This is a genomic window from Amycolatopsis sp. lyj-109 (assembly GCF_046548995.1).
GTDB lineage: Bacteria > Actinomycetota > Actinomycetes > Mycobacteriales > Pseudonocardiaceae > Amycolatopsis.
The window spans coordinates 232,021-252,900 of record NZ_JAJPWR010000013.1; the positions used below are offsets into that span (position 1 = coordinate 232,021).

Genomic DNA, 20,880 nt, shown 5'->3' on the forward strand with positions numbered 1-20,880 from the left:
AGCGCGCCACAAAGCTGACCAGCGAGTTCGGAAAGATTCCTTCCGATGGGGGAGCCGGTGAGCGGGCTACCTCACCGCGGCTTCGAGTTCCACCAGGGCCGTGTCGAGGTGGGTCAGGATCCGCTGCAGGTGCGGGACGCTGCGGCGGCACCCCGTGACGCCGATGTCGAGGTGGTCGCCGTTGCTGGTCAGCGTGATGTTCACGGCCTGGCCGTCGAGCAGCACCGACGCCGGGTAGATGCCGTCGAGCTGGGCGCCGTTCCAGTACATCTGCTTGCGCGGGCCGGGCACGTTCGAGATCACCAGGTTGAACGGCGGCCGCGTGTTCTTGACGACGCCCGGGATCGGGGAGACGCCGAGCTGCGCGACGTTCACCGCCGACAGCAGCAACGTCTGCAACGGCGTCAGCTCCGAGAACAGCCGTTTGCCGTTGCGCATCGACTGGTGGATCGTGACGAGCCGCTTGCCCGCGTCCGGCAGGTCGGTGGCCAGGTTGCACAGCAGCGCACCGACGCTGTTGCCCGCCGCCTCGCCGGGGTCGTTCTGGCGGCGCAGCGACACCGGCACCATCGCGATGAGCGGTGCGTCCGGCAGGGCGCGCTGTTCGATGAGGTAGTCCCGCAGCGCGCCCGAGCACATCGCGAGCACGACGTCGTTGCGCGACACCCCGGCCGCCGTCGCCACCTGCCGGACGCGCTCCAGTGACCACTTCTGCGCCGCGAACCGCCGCGCGCCGCCGATCGGCACGTTGAGCATCGTTCTCGGCGCCTGCCCCGGCAGGGTCAGGGTGTGTTCGCCGAACGCCTCCCGCGCCACCTTCATCGCGGCCGGAGCCAGGCTCGCGAGCTGGTTGGCCGTCTTGCTCGCGGTCTGCAGGAGCGACCGGGGGCGCTTCACGCGTTCTTCGCCGGAGGGCTTGCGCCGGCTGCCCCACCACGGCGGGCAATCCATGTCCGCGGGGTCGTCCGAGAGCGTGCCCTGCAGCTGGCGCAGTGCCGAAACGCCGTCCATCAGCGCGTGGTGGACCTTGGTGTAGACGGCGAACCGGCCGTCGTCGAGCCCCTCGATGAGGTGGGTCTCCCAGAGCGGCCGGTGCCGGTCGAGCAGGGTGCTGTGCCAGCGGGACGTCAGCTCCAGCAGTTCGCGGACACGGCCCGGCCGTGGCAGCGCCGAATGCCGGAAGTGGTAGTCGAGCTCGAGTTCGGTGTCGTTCGCCCAGACCACGTGGCCCATCGTGTTCACCGGCCGAGCCGGGCGCCGCCGGAACACCGAGCGGATGTTGTCCGATTCGAGCAGGGACTTCCGGATGTCGCGGAGGTACTCGTCGCCGGCGCCATCAGGTTTCTTGAACAGCTGCAGACCGCCCACGTGCATCGGATGCTCGCGCGTTTCGACGAGGAGGAACATCGAATCGGTCACGGGCATCATCGCCATGGGACATCACCTTCCGCACTCGGCACGCCGACTCTACGCGCTCGGCCGCCGCCGGTGGATCACGTTCTACTCTGGCGATTATGACTGCTGTCGGCGCCGGGGGAACGTCCTTGCCACCGATGGCCGAATGCGTCGTGATCGGCGGTGGCGTCATCGGCGTCAGCTGCGCGTTCCGGCTCGCCGAAGCCGGCGTCGGCGTGCTACTGCTCGACCGCGGCGAGCTGGGCGGCGGCTCGACGGCGAAGGCCGCGGGCGGCATCCGCTCGTCGTTCACCAGTCGCGTGAACGTCGAGCTCGGCCTGCGCGGACTGGCCGCGTACAGCGCTTTCTCCCGCGACTTCGGCACCGAGATCGACTTCCGCCGCGACGGCTACCTCTACCTCGTCACCGACCCCGCCGACGTGCCCGCGTTCGAACGCTGTGCCGAGCTCCAGCGCGAGCACGGCGTCCGCAGCCACCTGCTCGACCCCGCCGAAGCGAAGAAGGTGCTCCCGCTGGTGGAGACCGACGGCGTCGTGGCCGCGCTCTGGTCGCCGGAGGACGCCAAGGCGACGCCGGACGCCGTCGTCCAGGGCTACGCGAAGGCGGCCCGCGCGCACGGCGCGAAGCTGCGGACCGGCGTCGAAGTCACCGGGATCGAGCGCGACGGCGACGTGCTGACCGGCGTCGTCACGACGGCGGGGTTCGTCCGGACCGGCGCGGTGGTGTGCGCGGCCGGCGCGTGGTCGGGCCGGATCGGCGAGCTGGCCGGGCTGGACCTGCCGGTGCGCCCGTACCGGCGGCAGGTCGTGTTCACCGGGCCGGTGCCCGGGCTGCCGGAATCGGTTCCGCTCACCATCGAGATGCCGTCGGCCTTCTACTTCCACCGCGAAGGCCCCGGCCTGGCGATGTCGTTCTCCGAAGACGACACAGACGACGGCGTCCCTAGTTTCGACACGCGTTACGACGCGGGCGAGTGGCTGCCGCGGCTGGCCGAGCTCGCGGGCCGCCGGATCCCCGCCGTGCTCGACGCCGGCATCCGGACGGCCTGGGCCGGGCTGTACGAAATGACGCCGGACCGCAACCAGATCATCGGGGAAAGCGTCCTGCTGTCGCGGTTCTTCTACGCGACCGGTTTCTCGGGGCACGGCTTCCAGATGGGCCCGGCCACCGGCGAGCTGATCCGGGACCGCTACCTGCGGCGACCGCCGTCGGTGGACATCGCCGAGCTGGACGTCCGCCGGTTCGCCGCGGGCGCGACGAGTGCCGAACGCAACATCGTCTAGTCACCGTCTGCCGTGGCTGGTGGTCGTGAGTGGTAATTCGGGTTAGAACCCGAATTACCACTCACGACAAGCTGCGGCAGACCGGCCGGCTGGGGGGTGATTGCCAGATCGTTCAACGATCTGGCAGTATCCGAGTCGTGGCTGTGAGTGGTGCTCGGGAGCTGGTGGACGCGCTGGAAGCGCTCGGAACGGAGATCGTCTTCGGCCTCCCGGGGGTGCACAACCTGCCGTTGTGGGAGGCGCTCGGCGAGACCGGCATCAAGCTCGTCGGGGTCCGCCACGAACAGACCGCCGGGTACGCGGCCGACGGCTACGCCCGCGCCACCGGCAAGCTCGGCGTCGCGCTGGTGACCACCGGCCCGGGCGCGGCGAACACGCTCGGCGCGGTCGGCGAAGCCATGGCCTCCGCGGCCCCGGTGCTGATCATCGCCACCGACATCCCCTCGACGCTGCGGCGGCCCGGCGTCGTCCGAGGTGTGCTGCACGAGACGTCCGACCAGCAGGCGATGTTCGCGCCGGTCACCAAAGGCGGGTTCACCGTGCGGGCCGCCGACCAGATCGGCACCACCGTCCACCGCGCCGCCCGGCTCGCGCAGCTGCCGCAGAGCGGCCCGGTCTACCTCGGCGTGCCGACCGACTACCTGCGCGAACAGGTGCCGCACCGGCGGCCGCCCGCGCCGCACCGCAAGCCCGACGTCGACGTCCCCGACCTCGCGCGGGCCGAGGCGATGCTGTCCGAAGCGCGGCACCCGCTGATCTGGGCCGGCGGCGGCGCGCTGCGGTCGGGCGCCGGCGACGCGATCGGTTCCCTCGCCGAAAAGCTCGCCGCGCCGGTGATCACCACGTTCGCCGCCCGCGGGCTGCTCCCGCTCGACCACCCGTGCCTGGCGCCGAACCCGGTGCACACGCCGGAGGTCGGCGAGCTGTGGGACGAAGCCGACGTCGTGCTGGCCATCGGCACCGACTTCGACGGCCTGATGACGCAGAACTGGCGGATGCCGAAGCCACCCCAGCTCATCGCCGTCAACGTCGACGCCGACGACGCCGCCAAGAACTACCAGCCCGACCTCACGCTCGTCGGGGACGCCCGCTCGATCGTCGAGCGGCTCCTGCCGAAGCAGCGGGACGGGCTCGACGACATCACACTGCGGCTGGCCGGTATCGGCCGGCGCGTGCGCCAGCGGATCCGCGACGAGGAACCGCAGGCCTACGACTTCCTGTCCACTTTGGACGAGGTGCTGCCGACGGACGCGGTGCTGGTCTCGGACATGTGCGTGGCCGGCTACTGGGTCGGCGGCTTCCACCGGGTGCGGGCGCCGCGCAAGCTCGCCTACCCGATGGGCTGGGGCACCCTCGGCTACGGCTTCCCGGCGTCGCTCGGCGCGGCCGCGGCCGGCACCGGCCGCGCCATCTGCATCACCGGCGACGGCGGGTTCCTCTACGCCTGCGGCGACCTGGCGACGCTCGCGCAGGAACAGCTGCCGGTCACGGTCGTCCTGGTCGACGACGGCGGGTACGGAATGTTGCGCTACGACCAGGACCGCGAGGGCCTGCCGCGCCGCGGGGTCGACTGGGACAGCCCGGACTTCGTCGGCCTGGCCCGGTCGTTCGGGGTGCACGCCGACCGCGTCTCCGGTTTCGGGCGGGCGTTCCGGCGGCTGCTCGGCGAGTTCGTCGAGTCCGACGAACCGAACGTCCTGGTCGTGAAGGCCAAGCTGAAGCCGCCGCTCAACACCTCGCCGCGGTGGTACCGGACATGAGGATCGGCGTCGACATCGGCGGCACCTTCACCGACCTCTGCGCGCTGGACGAGACCGGGATCGTCGCCGTCGGCAAGGTCCTGACCACGCACGACGAGCCGGCCCGGGCCGTCGAAGAGGGCCTGGCCGCGCTGCTCCCGGACCTCGGCGCCGTCGACCAGGTGGTGCACGGGACGACGCTGGTCACGAACGCCCTGATCGAACGCACGGGCTCGCGGACCGCGTTGCTCGCCACTGCCGGGTTCCGGGACGTCCTGGAAATGCGCCGCGAGCACCGGTACGAGCTGTACGACCTGCACCTGGAACTGCCCGCGCCGCTCGTCCCGCGGCACCTGCGGTTCGACGTCCCCGAACGGATCCTCGCCGATGGGTCCGTCCACATCGGACTCGACGAGGAGTTCGTCGCACGGCTCGGCCGGGAGCTGGCGGACCGCGGGATCGAGGCCGTCGCGGTCTGCTTCCTGCACGCGTTCACGAACCCGGCGCACGAACGCCGGACCGCGGAGATCCTCGCCGAGGTCGCGCCCTCGCTGCGGGTGGCGCTCTCCTCCGAAGTCGTCCCCGAAATCCGCGAGTTCGAGCGGGCCTCGACGACGGTCGCGAACGTCTACGTCCAGGACCTCACCGAGCGGTACCTGCGCGACCTCGAACAACGGCTGCACCGGCTGGGGATCACCCGCGCGCCGCACATCATGCTGTCCAACGGTGGTCTGGCCACTGTGGACACCGCGGCCCGGTACCCGATCCGCATCCTCGAGTCCGGCCCGGCGGGCGGGGCGCTGGCGGCTGCCACATTGGGCCCGGCCGATCTGCTGGCCTTCGACATGGGCGGCACCACGGCCAAGCTGTGCCTGATCGCCGGCGGCGCGCCGCTGGTGACGCACGAGTTCGAAGTGGACCGCAAGTACCGGCTGCTGCCGGGGTCCGGGCTGCCGGTGCGGGTGCCGGTCACCGACATGATCGAGATCGGCGTCGGCGGCGGCTCGATCGCCCGGATCGACGCGCTCGGCCTGCTCACCGTCGGACCCGACTCGGCCGGGTCCGAGCCCGGCCCGGTCTGCTACGGCCGCGGCGGCGCCGAACCCACGGTCACCGACGCCGACCTGGTGCTCGGCTACCTCGATCCCGGCTACTTCCTCGGCGGCGAGATGCGCCTGGACGCCGAGGCGGCCCGTTCGGTCATCCGTGACCGGATCGCCGGGCCGCTGGGCGTGAGCGTCGAAGAGGCCGCGTGGGGCATCCACACCAGCGTCAACGAGGACATGGCCAACGCGGCTCGGGTGCACGCCGTCGAGCGTGGCCACGACCCGGCGAAGCTCCCGATGTACACCTTCGGCGGCGCGGGCCCGGTGCACGGCGTCGGCGTCGCGCGAGCGCTCGGGGCGCCCTCGGTCGTTGCGCCGCCGGCCGCCGGGGTGCTGAGCGCGGCCGGGTTCCTGACCGCGCCGCTGGCGTTCGACTTCGTGCGGTCCGCCCGCGCGGCCGTCCCCGACCTGGCGTGGGAGCAGGTCGACGCGCTGTTCGCCGAGATGGAAGCCGAGGGCGCGGCGCTGCTCGCGAAGTCCGGAGTGGACGAGGTGGCGCACCGGCGGATCGCCGAGATGCGGTACGCCGGACAGGGCTACGAGATTCGCGTTCCGGTCCACGACGGCGAGTGGCCCGGAACGCTGATCGACGAGTTCACCCGCACCTACCGTGCGCTCTACCGGCGCACCGGGCCCGAGGTCGGCGTCGAGGTGCTGAACTGGCGGGTCGTTTCGAGTGGGCCGAAACCGGCCGTGACGCTGCGGTTGACCGCGGCTTCCTCCGGGCAGGCGCGGAAGGGCACCCGCCAGGCATACTTCCCGTCGGCGGGTGGATTTGTCGACACGGCGGTGTTCGACCGGTACCGGCTGGCAGCGGGCACTCGCGTCGACGGACCGGCCATCGTGGAGGAACGCGAGTCCACTGTGGTCGTCCCGCCCGGCGCGCACTGCGTCGTCCGGACCGACGGCGCGCTGGAGGTGACCGTGTGAGCGACCCCATCCTGGCCGGGCTGTTCGGCAACCGCCTGCAGTCGATCCTCGCCGAACAACAGAACGCGCTGGTCAACACCGCCTTCTCCGCGGTCGTCCGCGAGTCGCTCGACCTGGCCTGCGCGGTGTTCGACTCGCGTGGGGAGATGATCGGCCAGTCCGTCGGCGGCACGCCGGGGCACATCAACGCGATGGCGACCGGCATGCACCACTTCGTCGCCGCGTACCCGCCGGAGACCCTCGAACCCGGTGACGTGCTGCTCACCAACGACCCGTGGCAGACCGCGGGCCAGATCAACGACATCACGGTGGCGACCCCGGTGTTCCGGGGCGAGCGGCTGGTCGCGTGGTTCGCGTCCTGCTGCCACGCACCGGACATCGGCGGGCGGCTGGTGTCCGCCGAGGCCCACGAGGTCTTCGAAGAAGGCCTGCGCCTGCCGATCCTGAAGTTCCTCCGCGCGGGCGAGGTCAACGCCGACCTGGAACGGCTGATCCGGGCGAACGTCCGGACGCCGGAAGAGACCGTCGGCGACCTGTACGCGCAGGTCACCGGCAACGAGGTCGGCGCGGCGAGCCTGCTGCGGCTGCTGGCCGAACTGGGGCTGGAAAGCCTGGACGACGTCGCCGCCGAGATCATGGACCGCTCGGAGCGGGCGTTGCGCGACGCGCTGCGGGAACTGCCCGACGGGACGTACACCAACGAGATCGTCACCGACGGCTTCGACGACGAAGAGATCGTCCTGCGCGTCGCGGCCACGGTGGCCGGTGACGAGATCCACCTCGACTTCGCCGGCTCCTCGCCGCAGAGCCGTCGCGGGATCAACGTGGTGCTCAACTACACGCGGGCGTATGCGTCGTTCGCGGTCAAGGCGGCGATCTCGCCGGAGGTGCCGCACAACGCCGGCTCGTTCCGGCCGGTGCACGTCACCGCGCCCGCAGGCTCGGTGCTGAACTGCCTGCCGCCGGCACCGGTCGCGTCCCGGCACCTGATCGGGCACTTCCTGCCGTCGCTGCTGATCGGCGCGCTCCCCGGCACGGCGATCGCGCCGAGCGCGGACGCGCTGTGGATGACCATCTGGCGCGGGCCCGGGTTCATGCTGAACGTCTTCCAGACCGGGGGGATGGGCGCGCGAGCGGACAAGGACGGCCTGTCCACCACGGGGTTCCCGAGCGGCCTGCGCTCGACCCCGACCGAGGTGATCGAGACGATGGCGCCGCTGGTCCAGCACACCCGCGCGCTGCGGACCGACTCCGGCGGCGCGGGCCGGTTCCGCGGCGGACTCGGACAGGTGACCACGATGGCGCTCCGCGGCCTCGTGAGTGGTAATTCGGGTTCTAACCCGAATTACCACTCACGAGCGCCAGGGCTCAGTTCGGCTTCCTGGAGCGTCAACGGGAACGTGGACCGGGTCCGCGCCGCGGCGTCCGGTGTGGACGGTGGCCGGCCGGGTGCGCCGGGTCGCTTCGGCCTGCGCGGCGGAGCGGACCTGCCCGCGAAGAGCCGGGTGGCGCTGACCGCGGGGTCCGTCGTGGACGTGACGCTGCCGGGTGCCGGTGGGTACGGGCCGCCGTCCGAGCGGCCGGTGGCGGCGGTCCTCGACGACGTCGTCGAGGGGTACGTCTCGGTGGCGGCGGCGCGCGAGGTGTACGGGGTCGAAGTGCGTTACCTCGGGGACCCGGATGCCCTCGTCCGGCTGCCCGAGGACTACGTGGTGGACGAAGAGCAGACAGCACGACTGAGAGCAGGGCAGTGAACATGGGTCGGTTGGCCGGCAAGGTTGCGGTGGTCTTCGGTGGCGCGCGGGGCATCGGCCTGGCCACCGTGAAGGAGTTCCTCGCCGAGGGCGCGACGGTCTTCGCCGCTGACATCCGCGAGCCCGCGGAAGCGGTCGACGGCTACCGCCATTCCCTAGTGGACGCCACCGGCGAGGACGCCGTGGCGGCGTTCGTGGCCGGCGTGATAGCCGAGGCCGGCCGCATCGACGTGCTGTTCAACAACGTCGGCATCCACCTCGGGAAGTCCCTTGTGGACACGACGCTGGCGGAGTTCGACCGGATCTTCGCCCTCAACGTGCGGGCCGCCTTCCTCGGCACCCGTGCCGTGCTGCCGCACATGATCGAACAAAAGGCAGGCAGCATCATCACGACGTCGTCGAACGGCGGCGTGATGGGCCGCCCCGGCGACCCGGTGTACAACGCCACCAAGCACGCGCTGGTCGGGCTGACGAAGTCGATCGCCGTCGCCCACGCGCACCAGGGCATCCGGGCCAACACGATCAACCCGGGCGCGATCGACACCGACATGCTGCGCAGTACGCTCAACTCGCCGGAGGAGTTCGAGACCAAGCAGCACCAGCTGGTCGCGAGCACGCCCGCGGCGCGCGTCGGCGAGGCGTGGGAAGTCGCGAAAGCCGTGGTGTTCCTGGCGAGCGACGAGTCACGGTTCGTCAACGGCGTCGTGCTGCCGATCGACGGCGCGAAGGCCGCGGGGGCGATGCCGGGCAACCGCTACAGCCTCGACTTCGAACTCGGCGTCAGGTAGTGCCGTGACCGTCGATGCCTCGGGGCTGGAGAGCGCGCGGCACCTGCTCGAGCGCAGCGGCACGGCCGAGCGGGTCGCGGCGATCCTGCGCCAGTACATCACCGACGGCGTCTTCGCCCCCGGTGAACGGCTGTCCGAGCCGGTGATCAGCTCGGCGCTCGGCGTCTCCCGCAACACGCTGCGCGAGTCGTTCCAGCTGCTCGCCCACGAGCGGCTGGCCGTGCACGAGCTGAACCGCGGCGTGTTCGTGCGCGAGCTGACGACGGAGGACATCGAGGACCTCTACGTCGTCCGCCGCGCCACCGAATGCGGCGCCCTGCGGCGCGCGGCCGAGCTGTCCACAGTGGATCTTTCGGTGGTCGAGCAGGCGCTCCGGGACGGCCGGGTGGCGGCGGCGGCCGAGGACTGGCCGTCGGTCGGCACCGCGAGCATCCACTTCCACCAGGCCCTCGCGGACCTGGCCGGCAGCGAGCGCCTGTCCGCGACGATGCGCCAGGTGCTCGCCGAAACGCGGCTGTTCTTCGTGCTCAACGAGAACACGCGCGAGTTCTACGAGCCGTTCCTGGACTGCCACGAAAAGATCCTGCGAGACCTGCGTCGCGGCCGGTTCGCCGCCGCGGAGGCCGCGCTGGACCGCTACCTGCGGGACGCCGAAGCCCGGTTGCTCGAGCTCAGTGCACCGGCGCCGGGAACCGGGTCACCGGGAACACCACGCTGAGCGCGTACGGCCGGAGGACCGTGACGGGGTGGTACCGCCCGTCGGCGCCGGCCACCCAGCCGTGCCAGGCGATGGTGCGCACGACGGAACACGCGCGGTAGCCGACGGCGGGCGGCTCGGCGGCGTGGGCCGGGGCGGCCGGTGCCGAGGCGAGCAGCACGGCGGCCACGGCGGCGACTGTCCTCGCACGTCGGAAGCACACCGCCTCACCCAACCTCGCGGCAACCCTCGACGGGAAAGGATTCGAGCCGGTTCAAATCCGCCGTCCAGGCTGCTACGGTCGGTGAGTGTTCAAGCTGCGGGTCGACGCCGAAACGGTGGCCAGGACACGGTTTTCCCCGTCGCTGGCGGCGGAGTCCCTCGCTTGGCTGAAGCTCGCCGGCGACGCGGGCCGGCACCCGGTGTTCGGCGACCCCGGCCCGCTCGCCCGCGCGGCGCTCGCCCACCCCGACGTCGCCCTGCTCCTGGACCTGCTGCCGCGCCCCGGCGAGGTCTACACCCCGGACCTGCTCACCCCGCAGCCGGGCACGGCCACCCGGCCGCGTGACCTCCTCGACGAGCAGATCGCCCGGATCGAGGCGGCCACGCAGGACGAGGTCGAGACCCAGGTGCTGGCCTACACCCAGGTCCACTGGACCAGACCGCTGCCGGTCGGCGCCCGGCGGAGCGTCGAATCGGGGTCGATGCCCCGGCGCCTGGCCAACGGCCTCGCCCGGTTCTGGCGCGACGCGCTGGCCGAGGACTGGACCGGCCTGCAGGCGGTCCTCGACCGGGACATCACCCACCGCGCGCAGGCCATCGCCCGCCACGGCATCGGCGGGGTGCTCGGCAGCCTGCACCCGACCATCGGCTGGGCCGGCGACGCGATCACGGTCGTGAAGCCGTTCGACGGCGAGGCCGACGTCTCCGGCCGGGAGCTGGTCCTCGCCCCGGGCGTGCTCAGCTGGCCCGGCACCAGCATCCAGATCGACGTTCCCGGCCAGGTCGTCCTCGGCTACCCGGCCCACGGCGTCGGCACGGGCGCCGACCGGCGGCCGGGCCGGATCGCGCCGGTCGTCGGCGCGGCCCGGGCGGCGCTGCTGACCGATCTCGAACCCGCGCGGTCGACCGCGGAGCTCGCCACCCGGACGGGGTACAGCCCGGGCACCGTCTCCTACCACCTGAGCGCGTTGCACCGGGCGGGCCTGGTCAGCAAGGTCCGGGACGGCCGGTACGTGCTCTACCGGCGGACCGCCCAGGCCGTCACGCTCCTCGAAGGAGCCTTCAGCACCTGACGTTCGGCGCGATCCAGTCCGCGTACTCCTCCGCCGAACCGTCGCCGCCGTCGTCGACCGCGATGGCCAGCTGCTGCACGCCGGTGACCGGGATCGTCAGCTTCTGCGGCGCCGTGCCGCGCCGGACGATGCCGGTCGAGAACAGCTCCCGGCCGTCGCCCAGCACCCGGAACGTCACCGTGGCCTGCGCGCCCGAGGCGTCGTCGACGCCGTACTGGGTGGTGAACGACGTGCACGCCCCGCCCAGGTACAGGCGGATCACCGAAGGTGCGTGCACGCCGATCCCGCTGTTCGGCGCGTAGCCGACGCCGCCGACCGCCATCGCGCGCCCGTTGGCCACGCTGCCGCGTTCCACCGGGCCGAGCCCGTTTTCCGAGTACAGCCACGGCCGCGTGTCCAGGTACGTCGTCCCGGTCCCCGGCGCGGTCACCAGCGGTGCCTCGGCGGAGCCCGCCGCGGACCGCGGGCCGAACTCGCTCGTGTACCCGCCGCTCACCCCGACCAGCACCTTCGCGGCCGGTGCCGCGACCGGCCGCAGCGTGATTTCCCGCGTCACCGTGCTGCCGGGGGAAACCCGGGGGACGTCGACCTGCGCGGGGCCGTCCAGCTCCCAGCCGGACGGCACGGTGATCGCGTACCGCGCGTCGGTGATCGGGGTGTCGCCGTCGTTGGTCAGCGTCACGGTGCCCGGTACCGCCTGGCCGGCCAGGAAGCCCTCGGGCAGGTCCACGCCCAGCGTCACCAGCGGCTCGGCGGGGGACGGCTGACCCGGCCACACGCGAAGGAAAGTCCCGGAACTCGCCCGCGCGGACGTGCGCAGCGTGCCGGTGCTGGTCAGCTCGGCGCCGGTCCACAGGTCGCGGACCCGGTAGGCGGACGCCGCCGCGACTCCGGATTCCGCGAGGTCGAACGCGATCGTCCGGGCGGACCGGCCACGGTTCAGCAGGAGCACGGCGACCGAGCCGTCGGACATCGGCTTCGCCCAGACCTCGGCGTCGCCGAGGTCGCGGATCTTCCGGCCCGGGGTGCCCGACCAGTCCTGGTCGACCGCGATCACGTCCCGGTTGCCGAGCGTGTCCAGCGGGAACGCCTCGTTCGGCATGAGCGGCGCGTTCAGCAGCGCCCACAACGAGAACTGCGCGCGCCGCACCCACGGGTCGAGGATGCTGAAGTTGAGGTAGCCGGGGTCGCTCCAGCCGCCGGGGCCGGTGTGCCCGGCGAGCGGGATCTGCTTGTCCACGGCCTGCATCACAGACGCGAAGTTGTCCGAAAGGTCGCTGGTGAGCTGCCACGTGTGCGCTCCGGCTCCGGGGGCCCACTCCCACTGGCGGTAGTTCGCCGAGAAGGTGTCGATCATGGCGAAGGTGATCGGCCGCCCGGTGCGCTTGAGCGCGTCGCCCATCTTCTTGGCGGCCGCCGCGACCCCGTTCTCGCCGCCGCACGTGTCGTACTCGAGGTAGTCGACGCCCCAGCCCGCGAACGTTTGCGCGTCCAGTTCCTCGTGGTCGCGCGAGCCGGGCATCGCGCTGCCGCAGACGAGCGCGCCGGTGCCGCTGTGCAGTCCGAACTTCAGGCCGTTGGCGTGGACGTACGCGATGAGCCCCGGCAGGTCCGGGTACTTGACGGGATCGGGCACGAGCCTGCCGTCGGCGGCGCGCGTCTTCGCCGCCCAGCACCCCGCGATGTCGACGTAGGTGTACCCCGCGTCCTTCAGGCCGCTGGTGACCAGCATGTCGACCGCTGCGCGGACCTTGGCGTCGTCGATCCGCGGGCACTGGTTCCAGCCGCGGGACCACGAGATCCCCATGGGCGGGGTCGCGGCGATGACGGGCTCGTCGGCGGCCGCGGGCGCGGCGACCGCCGTGCCGAAGGTGAGGAGCGTGAGCACCAGGACCCCGAACCGTCGCATGGTTCCCTCCCCGGGACTGCGGACAAGATCTCCAGGGTGACGTGGAGGCGAACCGGACATGAGGGGAGAAATGCCGCCCCCGGGCGGGTGGCCGCCGTCTCCGGGCGGTGGGTGAATTCCCGAAAGGTGCCGGGTAGAAAGGACCGAACGCCGAGCCTGAGGAGGAGCCGTCGATGCCCCCTGCTGTCCGCCCGCTGGACGGGATCAAGGTCGTCGACCTGTCCCGCATCCTCGCCGGGCCGTACTGCACCCAGTACCTCGGCGAGATGGGCGCGGACGTCGTCAAGGTCGAGCCGCCCGGGCACGGCGACGACACCCGCGGCTGGGGGCCGCCGTTCGTCGGCGACGAGGCCGTCTACTACCTGGCCGCGAACCGGAACAAGCGCGGGATCGTGCTCGACCTCAAGAGCGACCGCGGGCGCGAGGCCCTGCGGCGGCTGGTCGCGGACGCCGACGTCCTGGTCGAGAACTTCCGGCCGGGCACGCTCGAGAAGTGGGGCATCGGCTACGCCGAGCTGTCCGCGCTGAACCCGCGGTTGATCCACGTGTCGATCACCGGGTTCGGGCAGACCGGCCCGTACCGCGACCGCGCGGGGTACGACCTGGTCGCGCAGGCCCTCGGCGGCGTCATGTCGCTGACCGGCGAGCCGGACGGCGCGCCGGCGAAGGTCGGGCTGCCGGTGGCGGACCTGAACGCGGGGACGTGGGCGATCATCGGTGTGCTGATGGCGCTGCAGGCCCGGCACACGACCGGCCGCGGCCAGTACCTCGACGTGTCCCTTTTGGACAGTCAGCTGGCCTGGCACGTGTACGCCGCGGGCGCGCACTTCTACGACACGCCGCGGCCGCGCCGGATGGGCTCGGCGCACCCGAGCATCGTCCCGTACCAGGGCTACCACGTCGCCGACGGCTGGCTGATCATCGCGGTCGGCAGCGAAAAGCTGTGGCACGCGTTCTGCGGGGTGCTCGGCCTGGACATCGCTTCCGATCCGCGGTTCTCTTCGAACGCCGCCCGCTCGGCCCACCGCGAGCCGTTGAACGCGCTGCTGGAACCGGTGCTCCTGACCCGCACGGCGGCGGAGTGGATGACGGCGTTCGACGCCGCGGGCATCCCGGCGGCGCCGATCAACGAGATCGACGACGTCTACGCGGACCCGTGGGCGGCGGCGCGCGAGCAGGTGGTCCGGCTGCCGCACCCGACGGTGGGGACGTACGTGGGCACGGGCTTCCCGGTCAAGGCGTCGGACACCCCCGCGCGGCCGACGTCCGCCCCGCCGACGCTGGGCCAGCACACCGCGGAAGTGCTCGCCGAGCTGGGCTACTCGCCGGCGGAGATCGCGGAGTTCCTGGACTGATGGTAGGGATGGGGGCAGGACTGAGGAGGACCGATGTCAGCACAGCACGCCCTGTGGCACCCGTTCGCGGACATGGGCGCGGTCGACGGCGACCGGATGGTCATCACCCGAGGCGAGGGCTCGTACGTCTGGGACGACGCGGGCCGCCGGTACTTCGACGCGACGGCGTCGCTCTGGTACGCGAACTTCGGCCACGGCCGCCCGGAGATCACCGAAGCCGTCTCCCGCCAGCTGGGGGCGCTCGACTCGTGGAACCTGTTCGGCTACAACGCGAACCGCCCGGCGATCGAGCTGGCGGACCGGGTCGCGGCACTGGCGCCGGAACCGGGGTCGAAGGTGTTCTTCGGCTCGGGCGGCGGCGACGCCATCGACACGGCGGTGAAGCTGGCCAGGGCGTACTTCGCGCAGACCGGGCGGCCGGAGAAGAGCCACGTGATCGGCCGCACCCAGGGCTACCACGGAACGCACGGTTTCGGCACGGCGGTGGGTGGCATCCCGGCGAACGCGGCGGGCGTCGGCCCCCAGCCACCGGAGTTTTCGCACATCCCGTACGACAACGCGGCGGCGCTGGAGGCGGAGATCCAGCGCGTCGGCGCGTCCCGGGTCGCGGCGTTCTTCTGCGAGCCGGTGATCGGCGCGGGCGGGGTCCTGCTGCCACCGGAGGGCTACCTCGAGGAGGTGGCGGCGATCTGCCGCCGGCACGAGGTGCTGTTCGTGGCGGACTGCGTGATCGCGGCCTGGGGCAGGCTGGGAACGTGGTTCGGCATCGACCGCTGGCCGGTCCGGCCGGACATGATCACGACGGCGAAGGGCATCACCGGCGGAACGATCCCGCTGGGAGCGCTGGTGGTGGCGCCCCGGGTGGCCGAGCCGTTCTTCACCGGTGAGCCAGGAGCCCCGATCTTCCGCCACGGCCCGACGTACGCGGGCCACCCGGTGGCGTGCGCGGCGGGCTTGGCGACGTTGGACCTCTACGAGCGCGAGGGCTTGATCCCCCGCGGCCGCGAGCTGGAGAAACCCCTGGCGGACGCGGTATCGGGCGTCAGCGGGCACCCGTTGGTGAAGGAGATCCGGGCCGGGTTGGGCTTCCTGGCGGCGGTCGAGCTGACGGCGGAGGTCGTGGACGCGGACCCGGGAGCACCGGTGAAGCTCCAGCGAGCATGCCGCGACGAGGGCGTGATCGTGCGCAACCTGGGCCGGGGCGTGGCGGTGTCGCCGCCCTTGGTGGCGGCCGAGCCGGAGCTGGACTTGCTGGCGGCGGCACTGCCGAAGGCGTTGGACCGCTTGGCGGCGCAGGTGTGACGTCTTGAATGACTCATTCAGGACCTCCGAGGTCCTGAATGAGTCATTCAAGACGTTTGTGCCGGCCCCGGCCCCGGCCCCGGCCCCGGCCCCGGCCCCGGCCCCGGCCCCGGCCCCGGCCCCGGCCCCGGCCCCGGCAGGCGTCAGGAGACGCAGAACTCGTTGCCCTCCGGGTCGGCCATGGTCACCCAGCTGTGCGGGCCTTGCCGCCCCCGGTGCAGGAAGGTCGCTCCGCGGGCGACCAGCTTTTCCATGGCCGTCTCGACGTTCTCCGCGCCCACCCATACATCCACGTGGACCCGGTTCTTCACCGTCTTCGCCTCGGGAACTTCCTGGAACAGGATCCGTCGCGGTGGCCCCTCGGGTGGTGAGTCCGGATGCCGGATCCCCGCCCCCGCTCTCCACACCAGCGAGCCCCGATAAGTCCGGGTTTCCGACTCCGTCGCGTACCCCTTCGCGATCATCTCGCGGACGAAGTCCTCGTCCGTCGGTTCCACGGACCAGCCGAGCGTCTCGGCCCACCAGTCGGCGAGCACGTGCGGGTCGGCCGAATCCACCACTACCTGGAAGTCATGCGCCATACCGGCACATTAACGACCGAGTCCGACATTTTCCGGAGCATCGGGTCCTCGGGCACGACCGTGAAGCGCCACTTGTCCACGCCGCCGCCCATGATTTCGGCGTACCGGCGGGCACCGTCGGCGTTGGCGAAACGCACCTGCTGGCCGTTCGTCAGGTGGGTGATCTTGACCGCCACGACTACCTCCCGAAGTTGGTGGGCCGGCCCGCGGAGCTTCCCCCTCCGGGACCGGCAGGCACAGTAGAACACATGTTCGACCAGGCGCGCCACTCTCTCCCCCGACTAGGGGAGAAATGGAAGAAACCGCAGGTCAGAGCGGTCGGATCAGGGCGACACGCGGCCAGGCGTCCAGGCCGCGGGCCGCTTCGGCGCGGCGGATCGAGCGCAGGCCGTCGCCGATTTCCGCGTCCGGGATGACCCGGAACCGCAGTCGTTCGTAGTACGGCGCGTTCCACGGCACGGTTTCGAACGTCGTCAGCGTCAACGCGGTCAGCCCACGTGAAACGGCCCACTCCGCGAGCGTCTCGATCAGCGCGCTGCCCAGCCCGCGCCGCGCGTGCGACGGCCGGACCGAGACCTGCTCGATGTGCGCGTACCCGTCGACGACCTCCGCGACCAGGTAGGCCACCGGCCGGTCGGCGGCGTCGACGCTCACCCACGCGCGGCCGGCGGACTGGTACACCGCCAGCTCCGCCACCGAGCCCGGGTCGTCGTCGGCGATCGCGGCCATGCCGACGTCGTGGAAGAGCGCGCCCGCCTCCCGTTCGACGTCGATGAGCGCGGGCAGGTCGCCGGGGCGGGCCAGTCGGATCACCCGGGCAGTTCTACGCGCCCGGGCGGGTTTCTCACACCGAATAAGACGCGATCGCCCGCTGGATGCGGATCGCGTACTCCCGGAGGGTGGTGATCGCCGTGTGCCGCGTCTCTTCGGTGATCCGGGCGGCCGGCCCGGCCATGCTCAGCACGGTGGGCCGCCTGCCGATCGTCTGCACCGGCACCGAGCAGGCCCAGACGCCTTCGTCGAGCTCGCCGGAGCTGACCGCGTACCGGTTCTCCAGCGCCTGCTTCAGCTCGTCGCGCACGGCGGCGCCGCGCTGCTCGACGACCGACGCCCACCGCCGGTCGCGTTCGATCTCCGGCAGCAGCGCGAGCAGCATCTTGCCGGACGCGCCGACGCCGAGCGGCAGCGAATGCCCCGGCTCGAACGTGAACCGCATGGCGCGATCGCACTCGACGCGGTCCGCGCACACGGCGGAGTCGCCGAACTGCTGGAACAGCATCACCGTCTCGCCGAGCTCTTGGGCTGCTGTTTCAAGGGCCGGCCGCGCGAGCTGCACCATGTCGTTCGCCAGCTGGGCGGCCCGCGCCAGCGGCATCACCTGGCTCGTCAGGTGGTAGTGCCCGGCCCGGCCCTCCTCGAGCAGCTGGAGCTCCTTGAGCAGCGCCACGTACCGGTAGGTCGTCGCCACCGGGGTGCCGATCGTCGCGGCCAGCTCGGCCACGCTCGCCTCCCATCGGCGCTCCGAAAAGGCCAGCAGCAGCTGGAGGACCTTGCGGGAACTGCTGGCACCGGGGGTGCGTCGGGGGGAAGTGGTGGCGGAACCGTCGACGGTACTGACGGCAGGCGTCATCATGACCTCTCGGTGAGACAAAAACGACCTTCGCTATCACACGGGGTGAATAAATTAGCACGTAGTGTGAACGGAAAGCCAGTAAAGCCGGCGGCAACCCCCGGAAAGGAGCTGCCGCCGGCAAAACCGGGGTCACTGGGTGAGGAATTCGCCCGGTTTCGTCACCACGGGTGACTCGACGTAGAGCCCGCGGTACTCGTCCTGGATCCCGGAGTTGTGCACCTGCAGCGCCAGCGGGCCGACGCGCCCGGCGGTCTTGTCGGTGAACCGCAGCACTTCGACGCCCTTGCAGGTGATGGCGCTGCCGGTGAGCGGGCAGCACGCCATCCGCGCGACACCGGTGGCGGCATCGCCGATCAGCTCGCACTGCGCCCACTTCTTGATGTCGATCGTGGGGTGCGACAGCTGCTGGAACAGTTTCCCGCCGCCGTTGTTGTGCCCCGGCCGGTAGTCCCAGTGTCCCCCGTTCGGCGGTTGGAACTGGATGGCGCTCAGCGCGTCGCGGATCGGTTCGGTGGTGCCCCAGATCAGCACGGTCGGTTTGTGGTTGCCCTTGACCTGCCGGACATTGAATATCCACCGAAACGTGCCGACCTGCTGTTTGTTGTAGTACAACCAGCCGCGCGCGGTGCCATTGCCGTGGACGACGCCGTTTTTCGCCGACCAGAGACCGGCTTTCGACGACGTCCACGCGCTCAGGTCCGTGCCGTCGAACATCGAGACCAGGTTCGGGTCGCCGTAGGGGTTTTCCGCGGCTTCCGCGACCGGCGCGACCATCGAGGTCACGACGATTCCCGCGGCCAGCACACCGAGGAGTTTCCGGAACATCCTGCCGTCCTCTCGTGAACGCGAACTGCGATCAAAGGGTTCGGACGGCGGATTTCACGTTAGGAGGAGCGCGGGTGGAGCGTCAACCGCGGTCCCGGTCACCGGTGAGGAACGGCGTCAGCAGGCCGGGCAGAGCGCGGTCGGCGAGCGCCAGCCCGTCGGCCGCACCGATGTCGAGCACCTCGTACTTGCCCTTGCCCGCGGCGACCGGCGCGATCAGCGTGACCAGCCCGGCCCGGCGCTGGAAGTACGAACGCTCGACGACGATCCCGGTCAGCCCGTCGCAGCGGACCGCCGCCGTGCCGCGGTCCAGGGAACCCGACCGCGTCACGAGGTAGCGGCCGGTGAACGCGTGGCCGAGGCCGCGGTAGCGGTCCCAGCCGACGAGCGCGGCGAACGGCACCAGCACCAGCGCGGCCTGCCACGGCCAGTCCGGCAGCACGCCGAGCCAGGCCAGGCCGTAGAGCGCCGCGGCGAGCAGCAGCACGCCCAGGACGGCCCGGGACAGCCGCCGGTACAGCGCCCGGCGCGGGTGGCGCACCAGCGGCGTCGCGACCGGGTCCTCGCCGAGCACCTCGGCGACGACTTCGTGCGCGCGTGCCAGGGGCGCGGGCGGCAGCAGCAGGCCGCCGCCCTTGTCCGCGCTCTTGCCCTCCCGCAGGCCGGCGGCGATGGCGACGCAGCGGGCGCCGCCGGCCAGCCGCAGCGGCAGCGGCTCGCGGATCTCGGCGCCCCGCAGGCGGTCCTCCTCGATCGACACCGACCGCGTCGTGATCAGCCCGCGCCGGACGTGCAGCGTCCCGGCGGGCTCGCGGGTGAGCCGGAAGTTCCAGAACGACAGCACGTACCCGCCGATCGACAGCAGCGAGACGAGCACCAGCAGCCCGGCCGCGGCCAGCACCAGGCTCAGCCACCCCGGAGTGTCGGCGAAGTGCCCGACGACCGCCTGGACCAGCGAGAACTGGATCGGGTCGAAGTGCAGTTCGTGCGCGAAGTGGTACACGGTGCCGACGACCGCGCCGACCACCGCGAGCCCGGACAGCGTGAACGGCGCGTACCGCAGCCAGCGCTTGTCGACCGCGGCGATCAGCTGGTCCGGCGGCGCGGCGGCGGCCGCGGCAGCGTCATCGGAGACGGCCTCGGCTTTGCGGTGCAGCAGCAGCGTCCGCAGCCGCTGCGCCTCGGCGATGGTGACGGCGTCGAGGACGAGCTCGTCCTTGTGCCTGCTTCCGTTCGAGTGCCGCCCGGTGCCGATCCGCGCGGCGGCCAGCGAGAACAGCCGGTGCTTCGGTTCCGAGGTGACGTCGACCGTGCGGATCCGGTCGCGCGGGATGGCCCGGTGCTTGCGCGACAGCAGCCCGGTGCGCCATTCGACCTGCGCCCCGGTGATCCGGTAGCGCGAGGTCAGCACGTGCGAGACGCCGGTGAACACGGTGATCGCGGTGAAGACGAGACCGACCCACTGCCACAACTCGCCGTGACCGAACAGCAGGGCGCCCAGCAGCACCGGCAGCGATTTCACCAGGTCGAGCACGGGCCGGATGAGCAGCATACGGCGGTCGAGGTGGTGCCACGGCGCGTCCTGGGTGCCCTCGGCGGGCGGCGTCTCGACGGTCTCGGTGCTCACGTCGCGTCCCCGCGGACGGCCTGGGTCGTCTTCGTGAGCTCGTCGGCCAGCGCGAGCGCGCGGTCGTGCCTCAGGCCCGCGATGCGCAGCGGGCCGGCCGCGGACGCCGTCGTCACGGTGATCTTCGCCAGCCCGAACAGCTGCTCGAACGGGTCGCGCTCGATGTCGACGGTCTGGATCCGCGAGACCGGCGCGATCCGCCACTCCTGCTTCAGCCAGCCGACCTGCGTGTAGACGGCCTCATCGGTGACCTCCCAGCGGTGCACGCGGTAGCGCCACTGCGGCATCACGACGAGGTGCAGCGGGGCGAGCACGCCGGAGAGCACCAGCGTGACGGTCAGGAACGACGGCGCGTCGTCGCTGGTCACCACGATGAGCGTCTGGATGCCGATCAGGATGATCCACAGGATCGAGGCGGTCACCGTCCAGTAGCCGATGGCCCGGCGGCTGACCCGGTGCGCCGGCGGCCGCAGTCCGGGCGCCGTGGTCGTGCTGTGTTCGCTCACCGCTCAAGCGTGCCCGATCGGGGCCTTGCGTGCCCAGGACACTTGTCACGATGGCGACGCGGTCCGGCCTCGACCGCGTGCCGTTACCATCGGCGACACCGTCGGCGGAATGGAATCCCTCCTGGGGTGTGTTG

General features: G+C 71.7%; 19 protein-coding genes. 9 read left to right on the plus strand and 10 right to left on the minus strand.

Translation table 11 applies throughout. The annotated features are described in order from the left end of the window. Window positions 1-66 precede the first annotated feature (66 nt). A complete protein-coding gene (locus ACLJQF_RS28380; RefSeq protein WP_410613147.1) occupies window positions 67-1,434 on the minus strand; it encodes a WS/DGAT/MGAT family O-acyltransferase in 1,368 nt (455 codons plus the stop codon). Window positions 1,435-1,514: 80 nt separating this feature from the next. On the opposite strand from ACLJQF_RS28380, the gene ACLJQF_RS28385 reads away from it, so the two are divergent. The 6 genes from ACLJQF_RS28385 (at window position 1,515) to ACLJQF_RS28410 (ending at window position 9,734) form a co-directional block, all read left to right on the plus strand. Next, window positions 1,515-2,699: an NAD(P)/FAD-dependent oxidoreductase gene (locus ACLJQF_RS28385; protein ID WP_410613149.1), complete on the plus strand. Its 1,185-nt coding sequence runs from the start codon at window positions 1,515-1,517 to the stop codon at window positions 2,697-2,699. A 137-nt stretch (window positions 2,700-2,836) separates the two neighbouring features. Continuing rightward, the gene (locus tag ACLJQF_RS28390) at window positions 2,837-4,459 is read left to right on the plus strand and encodes a thiamine pyrophosphate-binding protein (protein ID WP_410613150.1); all 1,623 of its coding nucleotides are present in this window, start codon (window positions 2,837-2,839) and stop codon (window positions 4,457-4,459) included. Beyond that, window positions 4,456-6,474, plus strand: a complete 2,019-nt coding sequence (locus ACLJQF_RS28395) for a hydantoinase/oxoprolinase family protein (RefSeq protein WP_410613152.1) — start codon at window positions 4,456-4,458, stop codon at window positions 6,472-6,474. The genes ACLJQF_RS28390 and ACLJQF_RS28395 overlap by 4 nt, the downstream gene beginning before the upstream one ends. Then, window positions 6,471-8,228 carry a hydantoinase B/oxoprolinase family protein gene (locus ACLJQF_RS28400; protein WP_410613154.1) on the plus strand — a complete coding sequence of 586 codons (1,758 nt, stop codon included), beginning with the start codon at window positions 6,471-6,473 and terminating at the stop codon, window positions 8,226-8,228. Before ACLJQF_RS28395 ends, ACLJQF_RS28400 begins: the two co-directional genes overlap by 4 nt. Window positions 8,229-8,230: 2 nt before the next feature. Then, window positions 8,231-9,016: an SDR family NAD(P)-dependent oxidoreductase gene (locus ACLJQF_RS28405; protein WP_410613156.1), complete on the plus strand. Its 786-nt coding sequence runs from the start codon at window positions 8,231-8,233 to the stop codon at window positions 9,014-9,016. A 4-nt stretch (window positions 9,017-9,020) separates the two neighbouring features. Continuing rightward, the gene (locus tag ACLJQF_RS28410; protein WP_410613158.1) at window positions 9,021-9,734 is read left to right on the plus strand and encodes a GntR family transcriptional regulator; all 714 of its coding nucleotides are present in this window, start codon (window positions 9,021-9,023) and stop codon (window positions 9,732-9,734) included. Here the strand turns inward: ACLJQF_RS28410 and ACLJQF_RS28415 are convergent. Next, window positions 9,688-9,903 carry a hypothetical protein gene (locus ACLJQF_RS28415; protein WP_410613160.1) on the minus strand — a complete coding sequence of 72 codons (216 nt, stop codon included), beginning with the start codon at window positions 9,901-9,903 and terminating at the stop codon, window positions 9,688-9,690. The two genes, ACLJQF_RS28410 and ACLJQF_RS28415, sit on opposite strands and share 47 nt — an antisense overlap. A gap of 118 nt (window positions 9,904-10,021) precedes the next feature. On the opposite strand from ACLJQF_RS28415, the gene ACLJQF_RS28420 reads away from it, so the two are divergent. Beyond that, a complete protein-coding gene (locus ACLJQF_RS28420; protein ID WP_410613162.1) occupies window positions 10,022-11,008 on the plus strand; it encodes an ArsR family transcriptional regulator in 987 nt (328 codons plus the stop codon). Here the strand turns inward: ACLJQF_RS28420 and ACLJQF_RS28425 are convergent. Next, window positions 10,998-12,917: an NPCBM/NEW2 domain-containing protein gene (locus ACLJQF_RS28425; RefSeq protein WP_410613164.1), complete on the minus strand. Its 1,920-nt coding sequence runs from the start codon at window positions 12,915-12,917 to the stop codon at window positions 10,998-11,000. The genes ACLJQF_RS28420 and ACLJQF_RS28425 overlap by 11 nt on opposite strands. 173 nt (window positions 12,918-13,090) lie before the next feature. On the opposite strand from ACLJQF_RS28425, the gene ACLJQF_RS28430 reads away from it, so the two are divergent. Further along, window positions 13,091-14,272 carry a CaiB/BaiF CoA transferase family protein gene (locus tag ACLJQF_RS28430; RefSeq protein ID WP_410613166.1) on the plus strand — a complete coding sequence of 394 codons (1,182 nt, stop codon included), beginning with the start codon at window positions 13,091-13,093 and terminating at the stop codon, window positions 14,270-14,272. Window positions 14,273-14,305: 33 nt separating this feature from the next. Continuing rightward, window positions 14,306-15,574, plus strand: coding sequence for an aspartate aminotransferase family protein (locus ACLJQF_RS28435; protein WP_410613168.1), 1,269 nt, complete (start codon window positions 14,306-14,308; stop codon window positions 15,572-15,574). Window positions 15,575-15,717: 143 nt separating this feature from the next. On the opposite strand, the gene ACLJQF_RS28440 is transcribed toward ACLJQF_RS28435, so the two are convergent. From ACLJQF_RS28440 to ACLJQF_RS28470, 7 genes are all read right to left on the minus strand, one after another. Beyond that, window positions 15,718-16,134: a VOC family protein gene (locus tag ACLJQF_RS28440; RefSeq protein ID WP_410613281.1), complete on the minus strand. Its 417-nt coding sequence runs from the start codon at window positions 16,132-16,134 to the stop codon at window positions 15,718-15,720. Further along, window positions 16,134-16,331, minus strand: a complete 198-nt coding sequence (locus ACLJQF_RS28445) for a hypothetical protein (RefSeq protein WP_004561810.1) — start codon at window positions 16,329-16,331, stop codon at window positions 16,134-16,136. The genes ACLJQF_RS28440 and ACLJQF_RS28445 overlap by 1 nt, the downstream gene beginning before the upstream one ends. A 133-nt stretch (window positions 16,332-16,464) precedes the next feature. After that, window positions 16,465-16,968, minus strand: coding sequence for a GNAT family N-acetyltransferase (locus tag ACLJQF_RS28450; protein ID WP_410613170.1), 504 nt, complete (start codon window positions 16,966-16,968; stop codon window positions 16,465-16,467). Between the two features lie 31 nt (window positions 16,969-16,999). Further along, window positions 17,000-17,785, minus strand: coding sequence for an IclR family transcriptional regulator (locus tag ACLJQF_RS28455; RefSeq protein ID WP_410613283.1), 786 nt, complete (start codon window positions 17,783-17,785; stop codon window positions 17,000-17,002). Between the two features lie 132 nt (window positions 17,786-17,917). Then, on the minus strand, window positions 17,918-18,613 hold the full coding sequence (locus tag ACLJQF_RS28460) for a family 16 glycoside hydrolase (RefSeq protein ID WP_410613172.1): 696 nt from the start codon (window positions 18,611-18,613) through the stop codon (window positions 17,918-17,920). Window positions 18,614-18,695: 82 nt separating this feature from the next. Continuing rightward, window positions 18,696-20,165: a PH domain-containing protein gene (locus ACLJQF_RS28465; protein ID WP_410613285.1), complete on the minus strand. Its 1,470-nt coding sequence runs from the start codon at window positions 20,163-20,165 to the stop codon at window positions 18,696-18,698. A 71-nt stretch (window positions 20,166-20,236) separates the two neighbouring features. After that, window positions 20,237-20,746, minus strand: a complete 510-nt coding sequence (locus ACLJQF_RS28470; protein WP_410613174.1) for a PH domain-containing protein — start codon at window positions 20,744-20,746, stop codon at window positions 20,237-20,239. Between the last annotated feature and the right edge of the window lie 134 nt (window positions 20,747-20,880).